Genomic DNA, 19908 nt, shown 5'->3' with positions numbered 1-19908 from the left:
AGAGGCTTTAGGTGGGATTCGTCTTGAGTGTGGCTGCATTAGCTTGAGATGTGTAGAAGCGCATGTTGTCTTGGAGACTCGATCTCTGCGAACCGCATATGAAATGGTGTAGCCTTATCCTGTTTGTCCTAGTGACTTCTGTCTCGGCACAGACGTCGCCGAAGTGGCTTGAGATGTTCAGGGAGCTGGACGCCGATGGAGATGGAGCTTTATCGACTGCCGAGACCCGAAAGAAACCAGGTTGGAGGAAGGCTGATTTGAACAATGATGGGTCGATCACCTTCATGGAAGCGCAGACCTTTCTGAAGCGGAACGCGACGCCGAGGGTGCCAAAGATCTCTGCGGATGCAGTGTTTGCCAATTCGGAGCATTTTTTGACCGTAGATGGAAGAGAGCGTTCTTACGTCCTCCAGTTGCCGAAGCGGGAATTCGAAAAGAAGGTTCCGCTCGTTGTTTTCTTTCACGGTGGGGGCGGTTCTGCCCAGCGCTTGGCAGTTCCTGGAATGGGTCCTCTCATGGGAGGGGACGACTTTATCGCGGTTTACCCAAACGCGTGGAAAGGTAACTGGAATGATGGTCGTAGCGCTCGTAACATCGTTTCTCAAGTCGAGGGTGTGGATGATGTGAAGTTTGTACGCCAGATCGTCGAGAAGGTGAGTGAACTCTATGCTGTTGATCGCTCACGTGTCTTTGCAGCTGGGATTTCTAATGGAGCTATTTTTTCGCATCGTCTCGCTGTCGAAGCCTCCGATGTTTTTGCTGGAATTGCTCCAGTCATCGGAGGATTGGCAGAGCCGTTAGCGAAGGACTTTAAGCCGGTCTACCCGGTCTCTTTGTTCGTTATTCAAGGAGATCAAGATACGTTTGTTCCAATTGATGGTGGTGCAATCCTCGGGCGTGATCGTCGTGGTCGAGTCATCGCGACCGAGGAGATGTTAGGATTATACCTTTTGCATAATAAAATTTCGGCTAAGCCAACGAAGTCGCTGCTTCCCGATCTGGATCCAGAAGATGGAACACGGACTGAATGTCGACTGTATCCAGCTGGCGATGACTGTGTGCTCGTGCAGTATTACTTGATTCGAAACGGTGGACACCGAATGCCCGGCATCGCTCAGGTTGCGGAGCGAGAAGCGATCACCGGAAAAGTGAGTCTTGATTTTAGCGGATACGAAGAGATTTGGAAGTTCTTCAAAAAGTGCCCGCCGCGAATCATTTATAGCTGTACACAAAATAGGGATACGAAGGAGGAAAGGAACCTAAGTGAAAATTAGGAACGCCAAACTCGCTGACGAAGCAGTTATTCGTGAAATCTATCTGGAGGCTTTCCCTGCGGAGGAGAGAGAGGAGGTGGCAGACCTCGCGATCGAGCTGCTAAAGGAAGAGAGCGATCCATCGGTATTGAGTCTTGTTGCTGAGGAGGGTGGGCGCGTCTTGGGGCATGTAGCGTTTTCACCTGTATTTTCCAAGATCAAGGGAAACATTGTTGGTTATACCATGGCACCGCTGGCGGTGGAGACTACAAAGCAAAGGAAGGGGACTGGTTCACGATTGGTCAGGAAGGGAATGGAGGAGATTGTGCACTGCGGAGTCTCGGCTCTGCTCGTTTATGGAGACCCTGCCTACTATTCTCGTTTTGGATTCTCGCCCGAAGTCGCTGAACGATTCCTCCCACCTTATAAGCTTCAGTATCCGTTTGGCTGGTTGGGCATCGTATTGAACGAGGCTGAGATGCCAAAGTCCACGATTCCGATCTCTTGTGTAAAGCCGTTGAGAAAGCCGGAGCTCTGGTAGTTTTCAGGGAGTCGCCTGTTGGTAGCGATGAACTCCTCGTTCTACGTCGAGTTGTTTTGCCAAATATTAATCTTGTTTAGGTGGATTTGAACCCTCGATGGGCAGGAGTTTCCGGCTCAAATGCTTGAGTTGACAATCTAGTCGTTTCGGAGGTCTGGGGGTGGTCTCATACCTTTTTGTAGCACTATCTTAAACTACCCCGAGATATGAAAAATGTTCTGACGGCTTTCTCCTTGCTGTTTACTTGCTGCGGCTCGTTGGCGGCAGCTCCTTACTCTGCTGATTGGGATTCGCTCAAGCGGCACGAAGCGGTGCCTGAGTGGTTTGCGGATGCGAAGCTCGGTGTTTACTTCCACTGGGGCGTTTATTCGGTGCCGGCGTGGGGAAGCGAATGGTATCCACGCTGGATGTATATACATGACCGCGAGGGTTGGGGGAGTGATATTTACGAGTATCATAAAAACACCTACGGCCCCGAGATGCATTACCATGATTTCATTCCTCAATGGAAAGCCGACAAGTTCGATGCTAAGGAATGGGTAGATATGTTCGAGGACATGGGAGCAAAGTTTATCGGTTCGATCGCGGAGCATCATGATGGTTTTTCGCTTTGGGATAGCGAGGTGAATGAATGGAACTCGGCGGTTATGGGGCCGGGGATCGATGTTGTGAAAGCGATTGGTGACGAGGTGAAGAAGCGTGACCTAAAATATATGGCTACCTTTCACCACGGGTTTCACATGATGTTCTACCCGAAGCCTGAGAATACTTGGCTGCGGCCAGTTAGTAGACACAACTGGGTTTACGAGGATGTCGAGGTGCCGCAAGACGAGCAGTATCGAACACTCTACGGTAACATGACTTACGATGAAGCTAATGAACTTTGGTTGGGAAAGCTGAATGAGGTGATCGAAGCGCATTGCCCCGACTACATCTGGATGGACTTTGGGCAACGCTACATAAAGGAGTCTCATCGCCAGCAGTTTTTAGCCAATTACTTCAATAAGGCGGCCGCCGAGGGGAAGGATGTTGTGGTGAATACCAAGGGGACGTTCTTCCCGACAGACTTAGCCGTGGTAAACGTGGAACGAGCCACGATGGAAGACATCACCTCGGAAGTCTGGATTACCGATTTCATTCTGGGAGCATCATGGTGCTACAACCAAGCGAAGCGAACGGCGTTAGACCCGAAGCAGGCGATCCGAATGCTGGCGGAAGTGGTGAGCAAGAATGGAGTCATGCTGCTCTCTGCGGGACCGATGGCAGATGGAACGATGCCCGAAGAGCAAGTCGAGGCGATGAAAGGAATAGGAGCTTGGATGAAGCTCTACGGAGAGGCCATCTACGAAACACGGCCTTTTGTGGTGTTTGGTGAAGGTCCCACTGAGTTGAAACGTGACCCTGAGGATGTCTGGAATGAATACGGGGCGATTAAGAAGGGTCTAAAAAAACTGAATGCAAAAGACATCCGGTATACCCAGAAAGGGGATACAGTCTATGCTATCCAGCTTGGTTGGAACAACGAGCAGAGCGAACGTGAGCTGACGGTTTTTGCGGGTGATGCGAAAGGGCTGAAAGTGAAAGCTGTATCCGTTCTTGGCAGTAAGGAGCCGGTTAAGTGGAAGCGGACGAAGAAGGGACTGCTTGTGACGCAGCCGAAGGTGAAGCCTGCTGAAGCGGATGCCGCTTTGGTTTACCGAATTGATCTGAGTAATTAAACGTTAAGAGAGGAATCGAAATGAACCAACTGAAGAGCATTGTTTGTATCCTTTGTTTTATTGCTTCGCTTCTTTTGGCTTCGGCGGAGGCTCCGAAGCTCGAGGAGTCTTGGTTGAGCAAGAGTCTCAGCTCAGAGGGGAACTTGATATTGCAAGACCAAGATGGGTACCGCGTTTGGGGGTGCTCGGCGGTCTATGACGATGAGGGAAAGGTACACGTCTATTTCGCGATCATTCCGGATAAAGGGCATTGGCTGAGAAACGGCGAAATTGGTCACGCGGTGGCTGACAAACCTGAAGGCCCTTACAAGGTGCAAGGTAGCATTTTACAGGGCAGGGGACCTGGGTACTGGGACGCTAGTTCGATACACAATCCTTCAATCTACCGTGTTGTTGGAAAGTACGTGCTGCTCTATATCGGTAATGATATCTCGAAGGCGGAAACGTGGAGAGATCGTGCGCAGGAGGCAGGAAGTCAGCGAGTGGGGATGGCGATCGCTGACAATCCGTATGGTCCGTGGAAACGTTTCGATAGGCCGATAATCGATGTATCCAATAACCCAGACGATTGGGATGAATATTGCGTGGTAAATCCCGCGTTTGTGAAGCACCCGAATGGCCAATACTGGATCTACTACCGGGCTTGGGATCGCAACCACGATGATCGTCGGAAGACGGGAGTAGCCTTTGCTGATTCGCTGGAAGGTCCCTATCTAAAATACGAGGGGAACCCGGTCATCGATAAGTTCGAGGGAGTAAACGGACAGACGGAAGACCCCACCTTGTTTTATTGGAATGGAAAGTTCCATTGTGTGATCCGCGATATGGGAAACTGGGATTGGCTGAGCAGTTTGTATTTGTCCTCTGAGGACGGATTGAACTGGTCCTATCCGAAGCGGGCCAAACACCAAGGAGCGACTTATTATCCGATGAGGGATGACAAGCGTTGTGAACGGGACCAGATTTTGCTGAAAGACGGGAAACCCGATTATCTTTTCAACGCGGTCCAGAGACCGGAAGGGAATTGTGGTGGTGTTGTGAAGATTAACCTTTCCGAGTGAGAGGCCTAACTTCAAGTTGCTGTTAGGAAAGGTGGCGGTGGATCTGGCGATTGAGTTCGTTGCCTGCTACGATGATTCGTTCGACGAGGTCACGCTGATCCGGATCTAGATTGGTCAAGTTGAGCACGTGCCCCATTCCTACTATGTGGTTGAGAGGGGTGAAAAGTTCGTGGCTCTTGAGCGAAAGATCGGAGGGTGTTTGGGAGGTTTCCATGACCTTTAAGGGAGTATGTTGTTACGAGAGGGTTATTCGATGAGGTCAGGAGTTGGAAAACGGTGATCGCTCGGGCGAAGCAATCGGTAGGGTTTGAAAGGAGACTCGTGGTGTAGCTTCAGAGCATGTCTGGGGGCGATCAGACTGCGAGGTGCCTAGAAGTTACACTGGTTGAAACGTTTCAGTTTTTCTAATTTAGAGGATTAGAGTGAATCAGCAAATATTAGGGATACTAAACCGTTAACCTAGTGGTTTTGGGGGATTCGTTCATCGTTTTTGCCAGACGCGGACGTACTCGATTTCGTAGTCCACGCGGCCGTCATGTTTAAGGTGTTCGGGGCTGTTGCGTTCGAGGTCTTCCAAGCTTTTTGGGATGCCGTGCCAGGGGAAGATCTCCATATCCAGCCAGATATTGATGGGGACGGTGGCAACGTAGCCGTTGTAGTCCTCATCTACTTCGCGATTTTCCCTGGCCCAGGTTGTTGCTTCGTCTGCTGTTACGGAGGAAAATAGCTTTCCGTCGATGTAGTATTTGATGCCGGTTTCGTCCCACTCTACTCCGTACACATGGAAGTCGTCGGCGACTCGAAATCCTAGGTCTTTTCGTTCTGTGTAGGATGGTTTGCCTCGTAAGGTTTTCCAATCGCGAATGGACCACCAGAGTTCGCTGTCGAGGTGCTCTTTGCCTTCACCCCGTCCGTCACCGTACTGTTCGAAAAAATCGAATTCAATACCGGGGCCCATGGACCAAAAGGCGCTGGTTACTTGCGCGTCGGCCGCTTTGCTTCGGATCTCGATATAGCCGTATTTGAAGGCTTTTCGCGAGATCAGGCAGGCTGTAGTAATGTTTTCGTAGGGTAATGCCTCACCGAATACAGGTTGGTGGATTTCTTTCTCGAATGGGAAGTCCGGTTCCCAACGAGCTTCCAGTTTGAGCATCCCGTCTTCGAGTCGGTAGTTCCGGCCTGAAAACTGTGAAGGGGCGCGACCTTTCCAGACTTTCTTTTTCGGTTTGTCCGGATGGATGTAGGTGGGCTTCCCGTCAACGAATTTTCCGACGATGAACCAACGGTCTTCGTCGAGCGTATCGGACTCAAACTCGTCACTGACTTCGGCGTTATAGACCCAATTTCCTTTGTTTTGTAGATCCGAAAAGGGAAGTGGTGTCAGTTTACTGGCAAAGCCCTGACTGCTGAGGAGCAACAGGGCGATGCATGAGAATTTGGATACTGTGTTTTGGGGGAGCATTAATTGTAGGGCGGGGCGGTGGCCCGCCTGAGAGAGATTTCGCCTCAGCGCGGCGACCTACAGTAGGAGCGACCTTGGTCTCGTGGGTTCGCGTGCAAGCATCGCCCTCCTATTTTATTTCACTTCTAGCAGCAGAACTCCATTTGGCTTGAGTTCGAATTTGGATCCTACCTTTTGGCTGGTGAGCATGTTGATTGATTTCACTCCTTTGCCTTTCTGGTTCTTGAGGGTGAGGTTTGCTGTGTGTGTGCCGAGGTTCAGGATGTTGATTAAAGTTGATCCGTTCGGGCCTTCGACCACGCGCCAGGTGCAGCCTTTGTGGCCAGTGCCATTATCTTCGGTGAGCACGAGTTCTGGCAGGCTCGCTTCAACTAGCTCGAGGGCTTTGACCTTTGTTTCGCTTAGGGATGCGTTCTTGCCCATGACGATCAGCTTGCCCTTGCTGCTTTTGAGCGAGTCGAGGCGTTTGTGACCGTGCTGGTTTTTCGAGAGGCTAGACTTGTTGTCCAATAGAACTGTTCCACCTTGGTCGAGGTAGCTCTGTAAGGTTTCGAACTCCGAGTCTGTTACGTATTCAGTTTTATATACGACGATCGCATCCCACTGTTCGTGGTCCTGCTTCTTTATTATTTTTTCGGTAGCGAATCCCATTGGGAATCCTTCGAAGAAGAGTTGCTCGTAGACTTCGAAGAGGTCCGTCATGTGCCTCGGTTTGTTGATCGCAGATGTTTCGGAGTAGAATACTCGGAGTGGGCGACGCTGTTTGCGAATGGCCATAATCTCCTCAGAGAAGCTATTCATGTCGTACATGACTTGAGTTACTTCGTTGACGATGTGTGGCTGCTGGTTGGCAGAGGCGGCGTAAGATCCGGCCAGGGCAGGGTCGAAAAAGTCGAGTTCGCCTTCCATGCGATCTTCCGGGGAGCCGTTAGGGTCGCGTGCCCACCACCAAGCGATGTTGGCATCCATGCCTTGGATGGTTGCGAGCCAGTATACGCTGCGCACGTATTCCTCTGGCTGATCAAGTTCGCGTACCCATGAGGCTGATAGGAAGTGGTTTTCCGAGTTGAAGTGGATTTTCTCGGGAGCGACTGACTCCATGAAATCGTAGGTGAGGCTGAGCTCTTCCCAGTAGTAAGCGTAGTGCGCTTCCCAAGGATCTGGCTTTTTGCGATTGAGGTTGCGTATCCACTGAGTCTTCGCGTCGTCGCCGATCATGGATGTGAGCTCGGTGAGGGCTTCTACGTCGATACCGTGCGAACGATAGTTTTCCGAGAAGAGATTTGGCTGGAGCTTGATGCTTGTATCCGCATCTGGATTACCTTTACGGAGTTCTTCTTGGATGTAAGTGAACCAATCTGTACCGCGATCCATATTGAATCGGCAGAAATCGTACCAGAGAGGTTTGCCGCGGAGAGCGCGCGGTAGTGGGAACGGATAGGTGACTGAGTCGAAGTCAGCAAAAGACGTTTCCCAGTTCTTGTTTAGGGCCTTGATATCTCCGTTATAGCTCTCCTTCAACCACGCCTTGAAGTTGGCGTCGGTGTAGGAGGAAATCGAATTCATTTCCAGGTAGCGCTGGGTCCAGTGCTCTTTGGCGGCGTACCAGTGTGGTTCGTTTGAGAGGATATAGCCGAGTTGCGTTACTTTTTTGCCTTGGGTGAGTTCGCCGGATTTGCGAGCGATTTTACCCCAGACGTCGCGTACGAGCGGGTTGTCGATATCGAAGCCGGTGAAGAGGCCGCGACCTTTGTTGGCTTCAGGCTCTTTGTTGAGAACCCAATCGGGAATGCCACCGTTCCAGAAAAGGAGAAATCCCACGTTTGTATCAACAATGTCGGTGATCTCCTTTAGCAGTTCTTCATTCCATGTTCCATCCTCGTTTAGCAGGAAAGAGTTGATCGCGCGGTCGTGGTCTACTGGATACAGATTTTCGCCGCCGTGGAAAATCGCTCCAAGGTGGTCGTTGTAAACTTGCGTGTCGGTAAGGGGACGTCCAACTGACTTAGAGAAATAGTCGTATAGGAAGATGGGCTTGCCGTTGCTGAGCAGTACGTCGTCGGCGACTTCGATGTTTTGCCAATCGACTTTATTGACGGGGCGGCGGACGATTTTTCCTGCTAGTACGTCTTCTAGGGTGGCGATGCCCTTATCGAGAATCTCGATGACTTTTGTACGTTCGAAGTCGGGAAGCTCTTTGGCGAGCTTCTCTTTCTGGCTCCTGAATGGCTCGTGGTAGACACCGAATAGGTACTCGTTGGCTTCGATGTTCGCTTCGTCCCAGTTGGCGAATTTGATGAACTCTTTGGAGAACCAGACTACGGTTTCTTCACGAGTAACGTCGATAGATTTGGAGCGAGCCTCATCCATCAACTCCTCGAGAGAGCTGAGCTTTGCGAGCGCTTCTTCTTCGAGTTTGCTTTTCGCGATGCAGGTGCAGCCCAGCATGAGAGCGAGCAAGCAAGACATTAGGAAAGTGCCGGTTTGTTTAGTCATGTTTGGTGTAAGGGGAGTGTTGGAACGGGCAAATGTGCTGATCCTACGGGATAGGGGTTCCCTGCCTCGATCGTTTATCAGGAAAACGATAGCAAATGGCGCAAATATTGACAATCACCTTTTGCGTATCGATTGTCTCAAAACACGCAGACTTTGTAATCATTTGCTAAATGAAGCCGCTCAAGCAGATCGCGATTCTTATTGAGACCTCTTCTGGTTGGGGGCGACGCTTGATTGAAGGCATCCTCTCGGAAGCGAATAAGCACCATCGTTGGCATAACTGGGTCAGTCCGGAAAAGCCGGAGCATGGCTCGTTCTTTTTGCCCAAGAGCTGGGAGGGGGACGGGATAATCGCCATGCTCGACAGCCGGAAAACTGCACGACGTTTAGAAAGGTATGGAGTGCCGATCGTAGACGTATCGGATATTATGGTCCCCGATCAGCCGCACCCCCAAGTGATGACGGATCATATGGAGACGGCTCGCTTAGCTCTAGAGCATTTGCTGGCCAAAGGTTTCAAGCGTTTTGGATATGTCGGCGCGACGATGCGGCCGGGCGTAAGGGAGCAGCACCAAGCTTTTCGCCGGGTGGCCCGAAGTTTGGGAATCAAGCATGAGCTGCTTTCCATGCAGCCGGATTATTCATCGCTCGAATCATGGCAGGATTGGAGTCAAAGCGTCGTGGACTGGCTCAACGAGCAGCCCAAGCCGATCGCGGTTGTGACATGGAACGCCCCGATCGGACGGGAGGTAATCGATGCCTGTCGAATGGCGGGCATACTGGTCCCGCACGAGGTTGCAGTGATCGCGAGCAATACGGACGACTTGCTCGATAACGCTTGCGATCCCCGTTTGACCGCGGTGGAGGATGCGGGGATACAGATAGGAAAGCTGGCCGCTAGCTATTTAGATAAGCTGATGGAAGGTGAGACTGATTTGCCGTCTCTGGCCAAGGTGAAGCCGACTCGTGTTATCCTAGGCGGATCAACGGATACGTTGGCGGTCGACGATCCGCAGCTTGAGCAAGCTCTTCGCTATATAGATGAGCATGCCTTGGAGGAGGGGATTAACGTTTCCAAGATTCTCAAACATGTGCCGATGGCCCGGCGTGCACTGGAGATGAAGTTCAACCAAGCTTTGGGACACAGTCCGGGGGAGGAGATTCGTCGCCGAAAGTTAAGCAAAGCGAAGGACCTGCTCGTCGAGACAAAGCACACGATGTATGAGATTGCTGAGATCTGCGGGTATTCGTCTTATACCTACCTGCACAAGGCCTTCAAGAAGGCGACGGATCTCTCTCCGTCGCAGTACCGTCGCCAGTGGTCGCTGGAGCAAGGGCATCAGAGGTCGGACTTGGAGTAGGTCTGCTTTTTCACAGTCCGATGATGGGCTCTCAACAGTTAGAGCAACGTTCGGTATGTACATTGCTGTGTATGTTTCGGAGGATAGGGGACCCAGAAAAGATTATGAGATTAACCTCTGCTTTGCGCTACTTGTTTTGTTTGTTCGCTTTCACGGCTTCGGTCGGTCTAGACGCGAAGGCTCCTGAAAGGCCGAATGTGCTTTTCTTGATCTCGGATGACCTGAATACGGCGCTCAGTGGATTTGGGCATGCTCAGTGCAAGACGCCGAATCTGGATCGCTTGGCGGCTCGAGGGGTGAAGTTCGAGAATATGCATTGCCAGTATCCCGTTTGTGGCGCTTCGCGAGCTTCGATGCTGACAGGGTTGTATCCGTATTCCAATGGCACGTTAGGGAATTGGGGCGTGGAGCGAGCTGAGGGAAAGTCGCTGAATACGCTTCCGGAACTTTTCCGGGAAAATGGCTATTTCTCGGCGCGAGTCGGGAAAATCTATCATATGAACGTGCCGAGCGATATCGTTAAGGGGAGTACTTGGTGTGATGACGAACCGTCTTGGGATGAAGTGGTAAATATCAAGGCTCTGGAGCATGAGGCCCCAGGGGTGAGTGTGGATTGGTCACCGGCGTTCAAGGGATCGCAAACGTTCCGTAGTGTTGAAACGACTACGGGGGATTCTGAAAACGCTGATGGTATGTCTGCCGACGGAGCCATTCGCTATCTGGAGAATATGGGGGATCGTCCATTTTTCTTGGCGGTGGGATTCGTGAGGCCGCACGTTCCGTTGGTCGCTCCGGCCAAGTATTTCGAGCTATACGATCGTGAGGCGATGTTGCCGCCTGTTGTGCCTGAGGATGATCTGTTGGATGTGCCCAAGGTTATTCGTGGCTACAAGGACGCGGAAGACTGGGGGGTGACACCGGAGTTGCACAAGGGGCTGATGCAGGCGTACTACGCGAGTATTTCCTACATGGACGCTCAGGTCGGTCGAGTGCTGGATGCTCTCGAGGAGAATGGCTACACGGAGAATACGATTGTGGTATTCACCAGCGATCACGGCTACCAGTTGGGAGAGCATCACAAGTACCAGAAGCAGCACCTTTTCGAGGAGTCGACGAGAGTGCCCTTTATTGTTAGCGTGCCTTGGCTCAAAGGCGAGCATGGGAGAGGGACTTTGAAGATAACCGAGCTCGTCGATCTGTATCCGACGATTGCGGAACTGACAGGCGTCGCGGCTCCGGATTGGATTCAAGGGGATAGTTTAGTTGGCTTGTTGAGCGATCCGGATTCAAGGAGTTGGGCGAAGTCGGATGCGTTTACAATTAGTCGAAGCGGCGGGGAGTCGCTGCGGACTGATCGATGGCGTTTTACGCAATGGGGTTGGGGAAAAAAGGGGCTGGAGTTGTATGACCGTCAAAACGATCCCGGCGAGTTCACGAATCTGGCCGAAAATCCGGAATACGCTGCTACCGTCAAGCGGCTGCAGGCGCGTTTGGTCGAGCGAAGGGAAGCTGCCGGCTACGATCCCGAAATCCACAACGCGAAAGCCATCCAAGCCGCGAACAAGTGGCAGGAGTGAGAAGGGGCAGTGCCCTGATCGTGGCCGGTTTGGGAAAATACGCTCTACCGGAGTCAAAAAACTTATGGCGGACTCCACGCGCGGGTTACTGACTAGTCTGCGAATAGGTCTCTAGCGAAAGCACTCGCTAAATGCAAAGGGGACGAGAAGCGGTTGGTTGCTCTCGGGGGTAAGATGTGTATCGAATGTGTGGATAATCACTCGGAATCCTTCTCACCGTATCGATTGCCTATGAAATTTTGGAATGTAGGGGCGAAGATCGGCGCCGGCTACATGGTAGCTCTCGCCTTTGTCGTGTTTATCGGCGCGATGTCCTACCGTAGCACTTTGGAGCTGACCGACACTGCTAAGTGGCGGAGTCATACTCATGAAGTTCTGGCTGCTCTAAAGAATGTGATTTCGACCATGCAGGATGCGGAAACGGGCCAGCGTGGCTTTCTGCTGACGGGGGAGGAAAGCTATCTCGAGCCCTTCAACGATGCGGAAAAGAGTATTGATGACCACTTCCAGAGGCTCATCGAGTTGACGCGTGACAATGATCTGCAGCAGTCGCGTCTGAAGGAACTGGCTCCTTACATCGATGGCCCAGATGGGAAGTTTGCCGAGTTGCGTGAAACGATCGTTTTGATGAGAAACGTGGGACCGGAAGCCGCTCTCAAGGTGGTAAAATCCGATCGAGGCAAGGATATCATGGATGAGATCCGCCGGCGTGTGAAAGAGCTGGAGGATGAGGAGCGGAGGTTGCTAGAGCTGCGGACAAGGCGTGCGGAAGAGAGCGCTGATCGAGCGGAGTTGGTGACGATCTTCGGAGCGATCGCAGCGTTGCTGATTCTGACTGTGGCGGGGTTTGTGACCACGAGGAATATTGCGGTACCGTTGCGGGAGTTGTCATTGGGAGCGGAACGCGTCGCTGCCGGTGATCTGACCTCGAAGTTAGATATTCAGGCTCGTGGAGACGAGGTGGGCTTACTTGCGAAGACGTTTTCCGAGATGACGGTCTCGCTAAAGGAGAGCGCGAAGAAGCGGGATGAAGCCCTCGTTCAGGCGAAGAAAGCGAACGAAGCCAAGAGCGAATTTCTGGCGAATATGAGCCATGAGATTCGTACTCCGATGAACGGTGTGATCGGGATGACGGATCTGCTTTTGGATGCGGACCTGAATGATACGCAGTACGAGTATGCTCGGAAGGTGAAAAGCAGCGCTGAATCGTTGTTGAGCTTGATCAATGACATTCTCGACTTTTCGAAGGTCGAAGCGGGAAAGCTGGAGTTGGAGGAAATCGATTTCGAAGTGGGCGCCTTGATGCAGGATCTCGCCGCCAATTTGGCGTTTCGGGCTCAGGAGAAAGGCTTGGAGTTCGTCTGTCCTGCGGGGCCTTTGCTGAACAAGTGGTTGAAGGCGGACCCAGGCCGTATTCGGCAAGTGATTACTAATTTGGTCGGGAATGCGATCAAGTTCACCGAGCAGGGCGAAGTTGCGGTCTATGGAACGATTGTCGAAACGGGAGAAGAGCGAACTCTGCTGCGTATGGAAGTCGTTGATACGGGTATCGGGCTGACGGAGGAGCAGCAAACGAGTCTGTTCACCCGATTCAGTCAGGCCGATGGGTCAACGACTCGGCTTTATGGCGGGACAGGCTTGGGGCTAGCGATTAGTAAGCAGTTGGTTGAGATGATGGGGGGACAAATTGGCGTCGAAAGCGAATTTGGAAAAGGCTCGAGGTTTTGGTTCACTATGGACCTTGAGAATGCAGCGGAGCAGGACGAGCTAGCGATCACTGTGGATTTGCCAAACGAGAAGGTGCTGGTTGTGGACGACAATGCCACGCATCGGGAGGTGCTTCATTACATACTCGAAGGCTGGGGAATTGAGCACGCCATGGCTGAGGATGGCGGATCTGCAATCGCGGCGCTGCATGAGGCTCACTCGTCCGGCAGCCCTTTCGGCATTGCCATTTTGGATTGGCGAATGCCAGGGATGGACGGATTGCAGCTTGCTCATGCCATTCGTGATTCAGGGGTGTTGCGACATACTCGTTTGATCATGATGACGGGATACGCTCGTCCCGGAAAAACGGAGATGTTTGAGAAGGCAGGATTCAGGTCCTTCGCGAGCAAGCCGGTGTGTCAGTCTGAATTATACAACGCTTTGTTGGAGGCCTCAGGGGTCGCGGCTGCGATTCCTCGTCGCTTTTCGGAGTTTGCGGATGTGAAGTTCACCGCGAGGGTGTTGGTGGTTGAAGACAACGTGACCAATCAACATGTGGCCAAGGGAATCTTGGAGAAATTTGGTTTGAAAGTGAGCTTGGCAGCGAACGGGTTGGAGGCGTTGCGAAATTTGGAGCAGTTTAACTATGACCTTGTGTTCATGGATTGCCAGATGCCGGAAATGGACGGTTATGAAGCGAGTCAACGTATCCGTGCGGATGAGATGAAAGAAGAGCGTAGTCGTACGCCAATCGTCGCCATGACCGCTAATAACATAAAGGGCGATCGCGAGAAGTGTCTGGAAGCGGGGATGGATGACTACATCGCTAAGCCGATCAAACCCGATAAGCTCCTTGCTATTTTGGAATCGTGGCTCGGGTCGAAGGTTCAGGCTAATGGTGCTGGAGATTTGGATACTGTTTTGAAACAAGGAGATTCGGATGAATCGTTACTCGATTTGGAGAAGTTGAGAGCTAATATGATGGGCGACGATGGGCTCGTCCGACAGGTTGCCGCCTCGTTTCTGGAGGAAGTTGAAATCAGGCTGGCTCAATTGAAACGATCGATTGAAGAAAAGAACGCTTATGAGCTGCTTTCGAGCGGCCATGCCGTGAAGGGCATGTCGATGAATATTGAGAGCTCAGCGCTGTCTTCGGTTTCCGGGGAAATGGAACAGGCTGGGAAAATTGGAGATTTTGACCAAGCCAAGCGACGTTTGCCTGAGTTCGAAAGACGCCTGGAGGCAGTCAAGGGTGAGATCAGCAAAGCGCTCGCAGTTCTGTAGCTTTGCCGGAAGTTGAATTTTTTCCGAACGCTCTCTGTTTGAGATCCTAGGTGGAGCTGGCGGAGAACTTTCATTCGTTGAGGAACGGATTGGGATATTCCCATTTTGGGAGGCTTGCTGATGACGCTAGTGCCCCTAGACTTGTAGATTCAATGGATGCCGCCGATATCATTCGCGAAATTGAGGCTCTTCCCGAAGAAGAGAAGAGGAAGGTCATGGACTTCGTCCTGTGCCTAGCTCAGCAACGATTCGAGGAGGCGCAAATTCGCATCGCTTGCGAACGACTCGACGACTACGACAAGGGCTTGGAGGAGGGTATTCCGCACGAGGAAGCCATGCGGCTTTTGCGGGAGAACTAAACAAAAAAGACCGCTCGAAGCGGTCTTTTTTTGGTGCCCAGGGGGGGAGTCGAACCCCCACACCTCTCGGTACTAGAGCCTAAATCTAGCGCGTCTGCCAATTCCGCCACCTGGGCTTGTGTAGGAAAGTCGCTGAAAAAGACGCGCTTCGTTGGGGAAATCAATCAAATATTTGAGAGATTTTGGAGAGGGATCCGACTGGGGCGTTCTTGGCACATTAGTGTTGATACCAATAGGCGCTTTTCACAGAACCGAAACTTCCTTGCGGTGTCTCTGGGGCGACGAGCGGAGCTTGCCCCCGGTTTTAGCCGTTAGCCCTTTATTCCTTTGCTGAAATTTCCCACCTGAAAAAGTCTCTATGCGCGCTTTGTTTTGTTGTTTTGCCCTGATGGTTGGCGTCGCTTCCCATGCGGAAGTCTCGCTCGCGGGGAAAATGCCGGAAGAGGTTCTGCCTCAAATGGGAGAGGTAATCGCCTTGGCTTTGGAAAATTCCGATACGGTGAAGGTGAGGGCGTTCGTGGAAGGCGAGGCGAAGGGGAAGCGGATTTCGGCGAACTCGGCGGTGATGCCGAAGTTCACGAGCTCTTTCTCGTTTCGGCAGGAGAAGGACGAGGATACGGATGGAAAGGCTGAGTTTGAGGACCGCGTGGTCTACAGTATCGTTTTCAAGCATCCTTTGTATCACTGGGGCTCTCTTCAGTCACAGAAGAAGATTGGCCAGTTGCAGTTCGATATGGAGGGGCTTTCGTCGGCCCGGATCATTTCGGATCTGATTCAGAAGGTCAGACGGGATTATATGGCGTTGGTGATCCTGAAGCAGAAACTTACCCGTAGCCGCGTGGATTTGGATGAGGCGGTTGCTAGGTTGGAATACCATCAGGAGTCGGTCGAACAGGGGAAGGCGAGCAAGACTTCGCTTTTCAACTACGAGTTGGCTGTGGAGCGCCAGGAGTTGGCGGTTTTGAGAAATGAAAGCGACTGGGATTATCGTTTAGGTTCGTTCGCGAGGCTTACTGGCGTCGATGCGGAGGTTTTGGGAGAGAAGATCGCTGACGAGATACCGGAGTTCGAAATGCTGACGGCCGAGTCGATCTACGGGTTTGATACGTTTTTCCAGCAAGGGGTGGAGCTGGACGAGGATTATCAGCGGATGAATTTGGACGTGGAAGTCCAAAAGCAGAACTTGAAGATCATCAATCAGTCTCTGAAGCCGAAGCTGGACGCCCAATTGGGACTGAGTTCCAATGCTCTTGATTTGGACGGGACGCGTCGCGAGCAGAGCTATTCTTACTTCGGCGTCGCGGTGGGGTGGAGCATCTTTGACGGGTTTCGAAAGAAAGGGCGCTCGATGGAAGCGATGCAGCGTCTCTCTCGCATGGAGTTTGGGCTGGAAGGCGTGGAGACCGACCTTGTCCGTGGCTTCGAGCAGATGAGGACTCGACTGGAAATCGAGCGTCGATCTTTGGCGATCGAGGAAAGGGCTTTGATCGCAACTGAGGGGCGTTTGGAGTGGATACAGTCTCGCGTGGAGGAGGGGCTGGATTCCGAGGCTGCGCTGGAAAAGATTCAGAAGGATTACGACAACGCGTCTTTGCGTGCTCAGAATCTCCGTATCAGTTATCTCACCGCTCTGTCTGCTCTAGTTTCTGAATTAGGGCTTGATGCTCTCTCGGTCGATTAGTCGCTTTTGAAGCCTGTATTTTTATGAAAGCAAGTTCCCTGCTAAAAATTCTTTTTGTGTTAATCGCTCTGGCTGGAGCGGGCGCGTATTTTGTGAGTTCGATGAAGCCGGTCGCCTTGGTGGCGGTGGCGAAACGACATGTCGCGGTTCGGTCGGTGCCGGGTACGGTGCAAGTGACTGCAAAGCAGGAGACTGCGGTCAGAAGCGATTTGCAGGGACGTGCGGTATCCACAAATTTGGTACTAGGCGAAACGGTCAAGGAGGGGGATGTTCTGGTGTCGCTCGATTTGGGCGACATCGAGATTAGCATCGAAAAGGTGCAGATCGATATCGAGGCGGCGAAGCTTCTTCTGGAGCAAGGCTCGAGCAGGCAGTTTGATTTGGTGACGCTTGAAGAGCGGCTGGCTGAGAGTGAGCGAAAGCTGGAGGCTGGGATCGCGAGCGAGTCTGAAGTGGAGTCGAGACGTCGAGATGTGACGGAGCTTGAACAGACGATCGAAGCGGAGCTGAATGCGAAGGAGGTTCGGATCGCTCAATACGAGAACGAGCTCAAGCTGCTAGAGCGTAACCGGGAAAAAATGACGATTCGCGCTCCGTTTGATGGCGTGATCACTGACGTGTTTGCTTACCGGGGCGACTTGATTGGCGGAGGGCAAGAAATTGCTCGTATCATCAGTTTGGATCGCATCGTGGAGGTGAAGGTGAGTGAGGAAAATTTCTCTGGGATCGAGATCGATCAGATTGCTCGTGTAAAGTTTCTTGGATACGGGGATGATACGTTCGACGCGACTGTATCCAAGACCCTGCCGGTCGCGGATCCGCTGACGCAGCGTTATACGGTGCACTTGGAGGTGGATATCCCGACGGAGAAGCTGTTTCCAGGATTGACTGGGGAAGCGACGATCACTCTGGATGAGCGTGATAAGGCGATTATTATTCCGGGAACGGCGATCATCGGGGACCGCGTGTTCGTGGTTGAGGATGGCGTGGTAGGGATGAAGAAAATCCAGAAGGGCTACGGTAGCTTGACCAACGTGGAGATTCTAACCGGCTTGGACGAGGGTGAACAGGTGATCGTGGAGGATCTGGACCTGTATAAGGTGGGAGACCAGGTCCGTACGACTGAGAAAATCTTTTGAGGAGCTATAGGCGTGGCACGGCGTCCACGCCCTACCTTTTTAGTATTCGCCGTCTGAGCACAGTTGTGCGATCGCTTCGCGAACGGACGGTAGGTCTTCGCGATAGGTGACGCCGAGCCAGCGGGAGTCACAGGGAAGAGCGAGTGTACGCGCGTTTTGGGTACGGATTAGCTCGTCCACTGCTGCTGGCAGGTAGAACTCGGATTTTGGTTCCGCTCCGCGTTCCTCGAGGAAGCTTTGAAAGAGAGGTTCGAGTTTGCTGGCCCAGCCAGCGGGGAAGCCCCAGCAATTGAGGGAGACGAGCGTGTCCTCGCTTAGAGTGACCGATTCGCTTGCGGCATTCTTGGCTTGGATGCTGTCGCCGCCTTGGTAGCCGATATCGGAGTGTTCTTCAATGGAGAGTAAGGATCCGGTGTCGTCGGTTTTGCAGACGCCTCGAGATACGGTACCGTGTTCGGAAAGGGTATTGGAGAGCTTGTAGCCGACGAGGGCGTAGGTCTCTTGGTCGGCTTGCTGCTTGGGGTCGGTGAGGAAGTTGGCGAGGGTCTTGAAGGCGTCGGCTCCGTAGAAGTCGTCGGCGTTGATGACGGCGAATGGGGCGTCGAGGTGCTCGCGGGCGGCGTAGACGGCGTGGCCGGTGCCCCAAGGCTTTTGGCGTTCTGAGAGGGTGGGAACCTTGATCGGAGTGTCTTGCTTTTCCTGGAAGGCGTAGGCGACTTCGATCTTATCGGCGTACTTGCTTTCGGTGAGCTTTCGGAATTCGGCTTCCATCTCCTTGCGGATCACGAAGACTATTTTTCCGAATCCGGCCCGGCTGGCGTCGAGGACGGAGTAGTCGAGGATCCACTCGCCGTTTGGACCGACGGGCTCCATTTGCTTAAGTCCGCCGAAGCGGCTTCCCATTCCAGCGGCGAGTACGAGCAAGGTAGGTTGCATGGGCTCGATTTGGAAGCTGTGGGCTGCGGTGGCAATAGAAAAGGCGCGACTCTTGATCGAGTCGCGCCTTGGAAAGTTGGGGTGTTACCGTGCGGTCAGGTTTGTTCGTTGAAAACGAAGGGAATGGTAACGGAGGAGGGGACCCTTTCGCCGCCGCGGATGGCTGGCTTGAAGGACCACTTTTTAGCCGCTTCGATCGTTGGGCCGACGAGTTCGTCGTGCGAGCTTTTGGCGACGGAGGCGTTTACTACGTTGCCGCGGTCGTCGAGGCTGACGCGTACCTTCACATAACCTTGAACCAGAGCGAGGGCGTCGGGGATTCGCGGTTGCTGGGTCCGTTTGACTTCTGGCATCTTGTCCACTGGCACGTCCGCCGCGAGTAGTCCACCGTTGAAGGTGAAGGGTTGCTCGACGGTGGAAGCGACAGCTTTGCCATTTTTCATCGCGGGTTTGAACTTCCACTGAAGGGCGGCGTTTTGAGCGGCCTCGGACAGGGCGTCGTTTGACGACTCGAGGATCTTCACGTTTGCCACGTATCCAAATTCGTCGACAGTGAGGCGGAGCTTGGTAGCTGCTTGCTCAGCTGTTAGGTGACGAGGGATTTCAGGTGAACGCTGGCGAATGGCGAAGGCTGGTGTATCCAAACTTTTGTTTCGCTTGGCGGCTGCGACGACTCGGCTCTGTCCGGACGCTTTGAAGTGAAAGGGGATGATCACTTTGGAAGCGACAGGTGTTCCGGCCTCGGTCGCGGGCTTGAATTTCCAGTTTTTGAGAGCGGCGGCCGCGGAGTCTTCCAGTTCGCTGTGTGTGGAGGACTGTACGGAGACTTGGCTTACGCCTCCTTTGGAGTTGAGGCTCGCCATCAATACGACCTTGCCAGTGATGTGCTTTAGCTCGCTGTCGAGCTTTGGCTTTACTGTGTTTTTGGCAATCGGGTGCGTGTCCTGCGGGGTTTTCTTCTCCTTTAAAACGATAGAACCACGATTGAAGTAGAATGGCTGTATCAATCTCGATGATACGGGGGACCCATTCTCTTTCGCGGGTTCGAAGGTCCATTGGTGGATGGCGTCAAGGGTGACTTGATTCAGGGATTTGTTCGAGGACTCCCAGATTTGCGCATCGATGACGAAACCGTATTCGTTGACATCGACGAGCACTCGAACTTCACCGGCGTCGTCGTCCAGCTCTGAGGAGAGATGAGGCGCGACGGTTTTTTTCGGGGTAGGTGCCGAAACGGTGGCATACGCCACCCAGGGTAGTAGGAACATGCAGAAAAGACCTATCTTACCCAGTGTTGGTGTGCGATTTGAGTGATACATGTGCTGTGTTTGCA

15 protein-coding genes and 1 tRNA gene are annotated in these 19908 nt (G+C 52.7%); 10 read left to right on the top strand and 6 right to left on the bottom strand.

The features are described from left to right. The first annotated feature begins 98 nt into the window (after positions 1-98). From JIN87_RS19450 to JIN87_RS19435, 4 genes are all read left to right on the top strand, one after another. On the top strand, positions 99-1274 hold the full coding sequence (locus JIN87_RS19450) for a PHB depolymerase family esterase (RefSeq protein WP_200357281.1): 1176 nt from the start codon (positions 99-101) through the stop codon (positions 1272-1274). Continuing rightward, entirely contained in the window at positions 1264-1794 is a 531-nt protein-coding gene (locus JIN87_RS19445) for a GNAT family N-acetyltransferase (RefSeq protein WP_200357280.1), read from the top strand. The genes JIN87_RS19450 and JIN87_RS19445 overlap by 11 nt, the downstream gene beginning before the upstream one ends. Positions 1795-2000: 206 nt before the next feature. Beyond that, a complete protein-coding gene (locus tag JIN87_RS19440; RefSeq protein WP_200357279.1) occupies positions 2001-3512 on the top strand; it encodes an alpha-L-fucosidase in 1512 nt (503 codons plus the stop codon). Positions 3513-3532: 20 nt separating this feature from the next. Beyond that, the gene (locus tag JIN87_RS19435) at positions 3533-4573 is read left to right on the top strand and encodes a glycoside hydrolase family protein (protein WP_200357278.1); all 1041 of its coding nucleotides are present in this window, start codon (positions 3533-3535) and stop codon (positions 4571-4573) included. A 22-nt stretch (positions 4574-4595) separates the two neighbouring features. Here the strand turns inward: JIN87_RS19435 and JIN87_RS19430 are convergent, their stop codons facing one another. From JIN87_RS19430 to JIN87_RS19420, 3 genes are all read right to left on the bottom strand, one after another. Next, positions 4596-4787: a histidine kinase dimerization/phospho-acceptor domain-containing protein gene (locus JIN87_RS19430; RefSeq protein ID WP_200357277.1), complete on the bottom strand. Its 192-nt coding sequence runs from the start codon at positions 4785-4787 to the stop codon at positions 4596-4598. A 267-nt stretch (positions 4788-5054) separates the two neighbouring features. Continuing rightward, positions 5055-6035 carry a family 16 glycosylhydrolase gene (locus JIN87_RS19425; RefSeq protein WP_200357276.1) on the bottom strand — a complete coding sequence of 327 codons (981 nt, stop codon included), beginning with the start codon at positions 6033-6035 and terminating at the stop codon, positions 5055-5057. A 114-nt stretch (positions 6036-6149) separates the two neighbouring features. Then, entirely contained in the window at positions 6150-8531 is a 2382-nt protein-coding gene (locus tag JIN87_RS19420) for an alpha-amylase family protein (protein WP_200357275.1), read from the bottom strand. Between the two features lie 170 nt (positions 8532-8701). On the opposite strand from JIN87_RS19420, the gene JIN87_RS19415 reads away from it, so the two are divergent. From JIN87_RS19415 to JIN87_RS19400, 4 genes are all read left to right on the top strand, one after another. After that, the gene (locus tag JIN87_RS19415; protein WP_200357274.1) at positions 8702-9892 is read left to right on the top strand and encodes an AraC family transcriptional regulator; all 1191 of its coding nucleotides are present in this window, start codon (positions 8702-8704) and stop codon (positions 9890-9892) included. A 104-nt stretch (positions 9893-9996) separates the two neighbouring features. Further along, on the top strand, positions 9997-11469 hold the full coding sequence (locus tag JIN87_RS19410) for a sulfatase (protein WP_200357273.1): 1473 nt from the start codon (positions 9997-9999) through the stop codon (positions 11467-11469). 231 nt (positions 11470-11700) lie between these two features. Next, positions 11701-14460, top strand: a complete 2760-nt coding sequence (locus JIN87_RS19405; RefSeq protein ID WP_200357272.1) for a response regulator — start codon at positions 11701-11703, stop codon at positions 14458-14460. Between the two features lie 152 nt (positions 14461-14612). After that, positions 14613-14819 carry a hypothetical protein gene (locus tag JIN87_RS19400; protein WP_200357271.1) on the top strand — a complete coding sequence of 69 codons (207 nt, stop codon included), beginning with the start codon at positions 14613-14615 and terminating at the stop codon, positions 14817-14819. A gap of 31 nt (positions 14820-14850) precedes the next feature. Here JIN87_RS19400 and JIN87_RS19395 read toward each other — a convergent pair. Next, positions 14851-14935, bottom strand: a tRNA-Leu gene (locus JIN87_RS19395). A 272-nt stretch (positions 14936-15207) separates the two neighbouring features. Between JIN87_RS19395 and JIN87_RS19390 the strand changes: the two genes are divergently transcribed. Together JIN87_RS19390 and JIN87_RS19385 are read left to right on the top strand one after the other, a co-directional pair. After that, the gene (locus JIN87_RS19390) at positions 15208-16500 is read left to right on the top strand and encodes a TolC family protein (RefSeq protein WP_200357270.1); all 1293 of its coding nucleotides are present in this window, start codon (positions 15208-15210) and stop codon (positions 16498-16500) included. 23 nt (positions 16501-16523) lie between these two features. Further along, a complete protein-coding gene (locus tag JIN87_RS19385; protein ID WP_200357269.1) occupies positions 16524-17639 on the top strand; it encodes an efflux RND transporter periplasmic adaptor subunit in 1116 nt (371 codons plus the stop codon). 39 nt (positions 17640-17678) lie between these two features. On the opposite strand, the gene JIN87_RS19380 is transcribed toward JIN87_RS19385, so the two are convergent. Then, positions 17679-18575: a nucleotidyltransferase family protein gene (locus tag JIN87_RS19380; RefSeq protein ID WP_200357268.1), complete on the bottom strand. Its 897-nt coding sequence runs from the start codon at positions 18573-18575 to the stop codon at positions 17679-17681. A 95-nt stretch (positions 18576-18670) separates the two neighbouring features. Beyond that, on the bottom strand, positions 18671-19843 hold the full coding sequence (locus JIN87_RS19375) for an energy transducer TonB (protein WP_200357267.1): 1173 nt from the start codon (positions 19841-19843) through the stop codon (positions 18671-18673). Positions 19844-19908: the final 65 nt, after the last annotated feature.

The sequence above is a fragment of the Pelagicoccus mobilis genome (genome assembly GCF_016595505.1).
GTDB classification, from domain to species: domain Bacteria; phylum Verrucomicrobiota; class Verrucomicrobiia; order Opitutales; family Opitutaceae; genus Pelagicoccus; species Pelagicoccus mobilis.
The sequence above is the reverse complement of the archived record's forward strand: the minus strand, read 5'-3'. Positions and strand labels throughout refer to the sequence as shown.

Bases quoted from the DNA above. Each gene is read 5' to 3' on its own strand.
- JIN87_RS19420 (WP_200357275.1), bottom strand. From the start codon at position 8,531: ATGACTAAACAAACCGGCACTTTCCTAATGTCTTGCTTGCTCGCTCTC.
- JIN87_RS19435 (WP_200357278.1), top strand. From the start codon at position 3,533: ATGAACCAACTGAAGAGCATTGTTTGTATCCTTTGTTTTATTGCTTCG.
- JIN87_RS19425 (WP_200357276.1), bottom strand. From the start codon at position 6,035: ATGCTCCCCCAAAACACAGTATCCAAATTCTCATGCATCGCCCTGTTG.
- JIN87_RS19400 (WP_200357271.1), top strand. From the start codon at position 14,613: ATGGATGCCGCCGATATCATTCGCGAAATTGAGGCTCTTCCCGAAGAA.
- JIN87_RS19385 (WP_200357269.1), top strand. From the start codon at position 16,524: ATGAAAGCAAGTTCCCTGCTAAAAATTCTTTTTGTGTTAATCGCTCTG.
- JIN87_RS19410 (WP_200357273.1), top strand. From the start codon at position 9,997: ATGAGATTAACCTCTGCTTTGCGCTACTTGTTTTGTTTGTTCGCTTTC.
- JIN87_RS19415 (WP_200357274.1), top strand. From the start codon at position 8,702: ATGAAGCCGCTCAAGCAGATCGCGATTCTTATTGAGACCTCTTCTGGT.
- JIN87_RS19405 (WP_200357272.1), top strand. From the start codon at position 11,701: ATGAAATTTTGGAATGTAGGGGCGAAGATCGGCGCCGGCTACATGGTA.
- JIN87_RS19390 (WP_200357270.1), top strand. From the start codon at position 15,208: ATGGTTGGCGTCGCTTCCCATGCGGAAGTCTCGCTCGCGGGGAAAATG.
- JIN87_RS19430 (WP_200357277.1), bottom strand. From the start codon at position 4,787: ATGGAAACCTCCCAAACACCCTCCGATCTTTCGCTCAAGAGCCACGAA.
- JIN87_RS19380 (WP_200357268.1), bottom strand. From the start codon at position 18,575: ATGCAACCTACCTTGCTCGTACTCGCCGCTGGAATGGGAAGCCGCTTC.
- JIN87_RS19375 (WP_200357267.1), bottom strand. From the start codon at position 19,843: ATGTTCCTACTACCCTGGGTGGCGTATGCCACCGTTTCGGCACCTACC.
- JIN87_RS19450 (WP_200357281.1), top strand. From the start codon at position 99: ATGAAATGGTGTAGCCTTATCCTGTTTGTCCTAGTGACTTCTGTCTCG.
- JIN87_RS19440 (WP_200357279.1), top strand. From the start codon at position 2,001: ATGAAAAATGTTCTGACGGCTTTCTCCTTGCTGTTTACTTGCTGCGGC.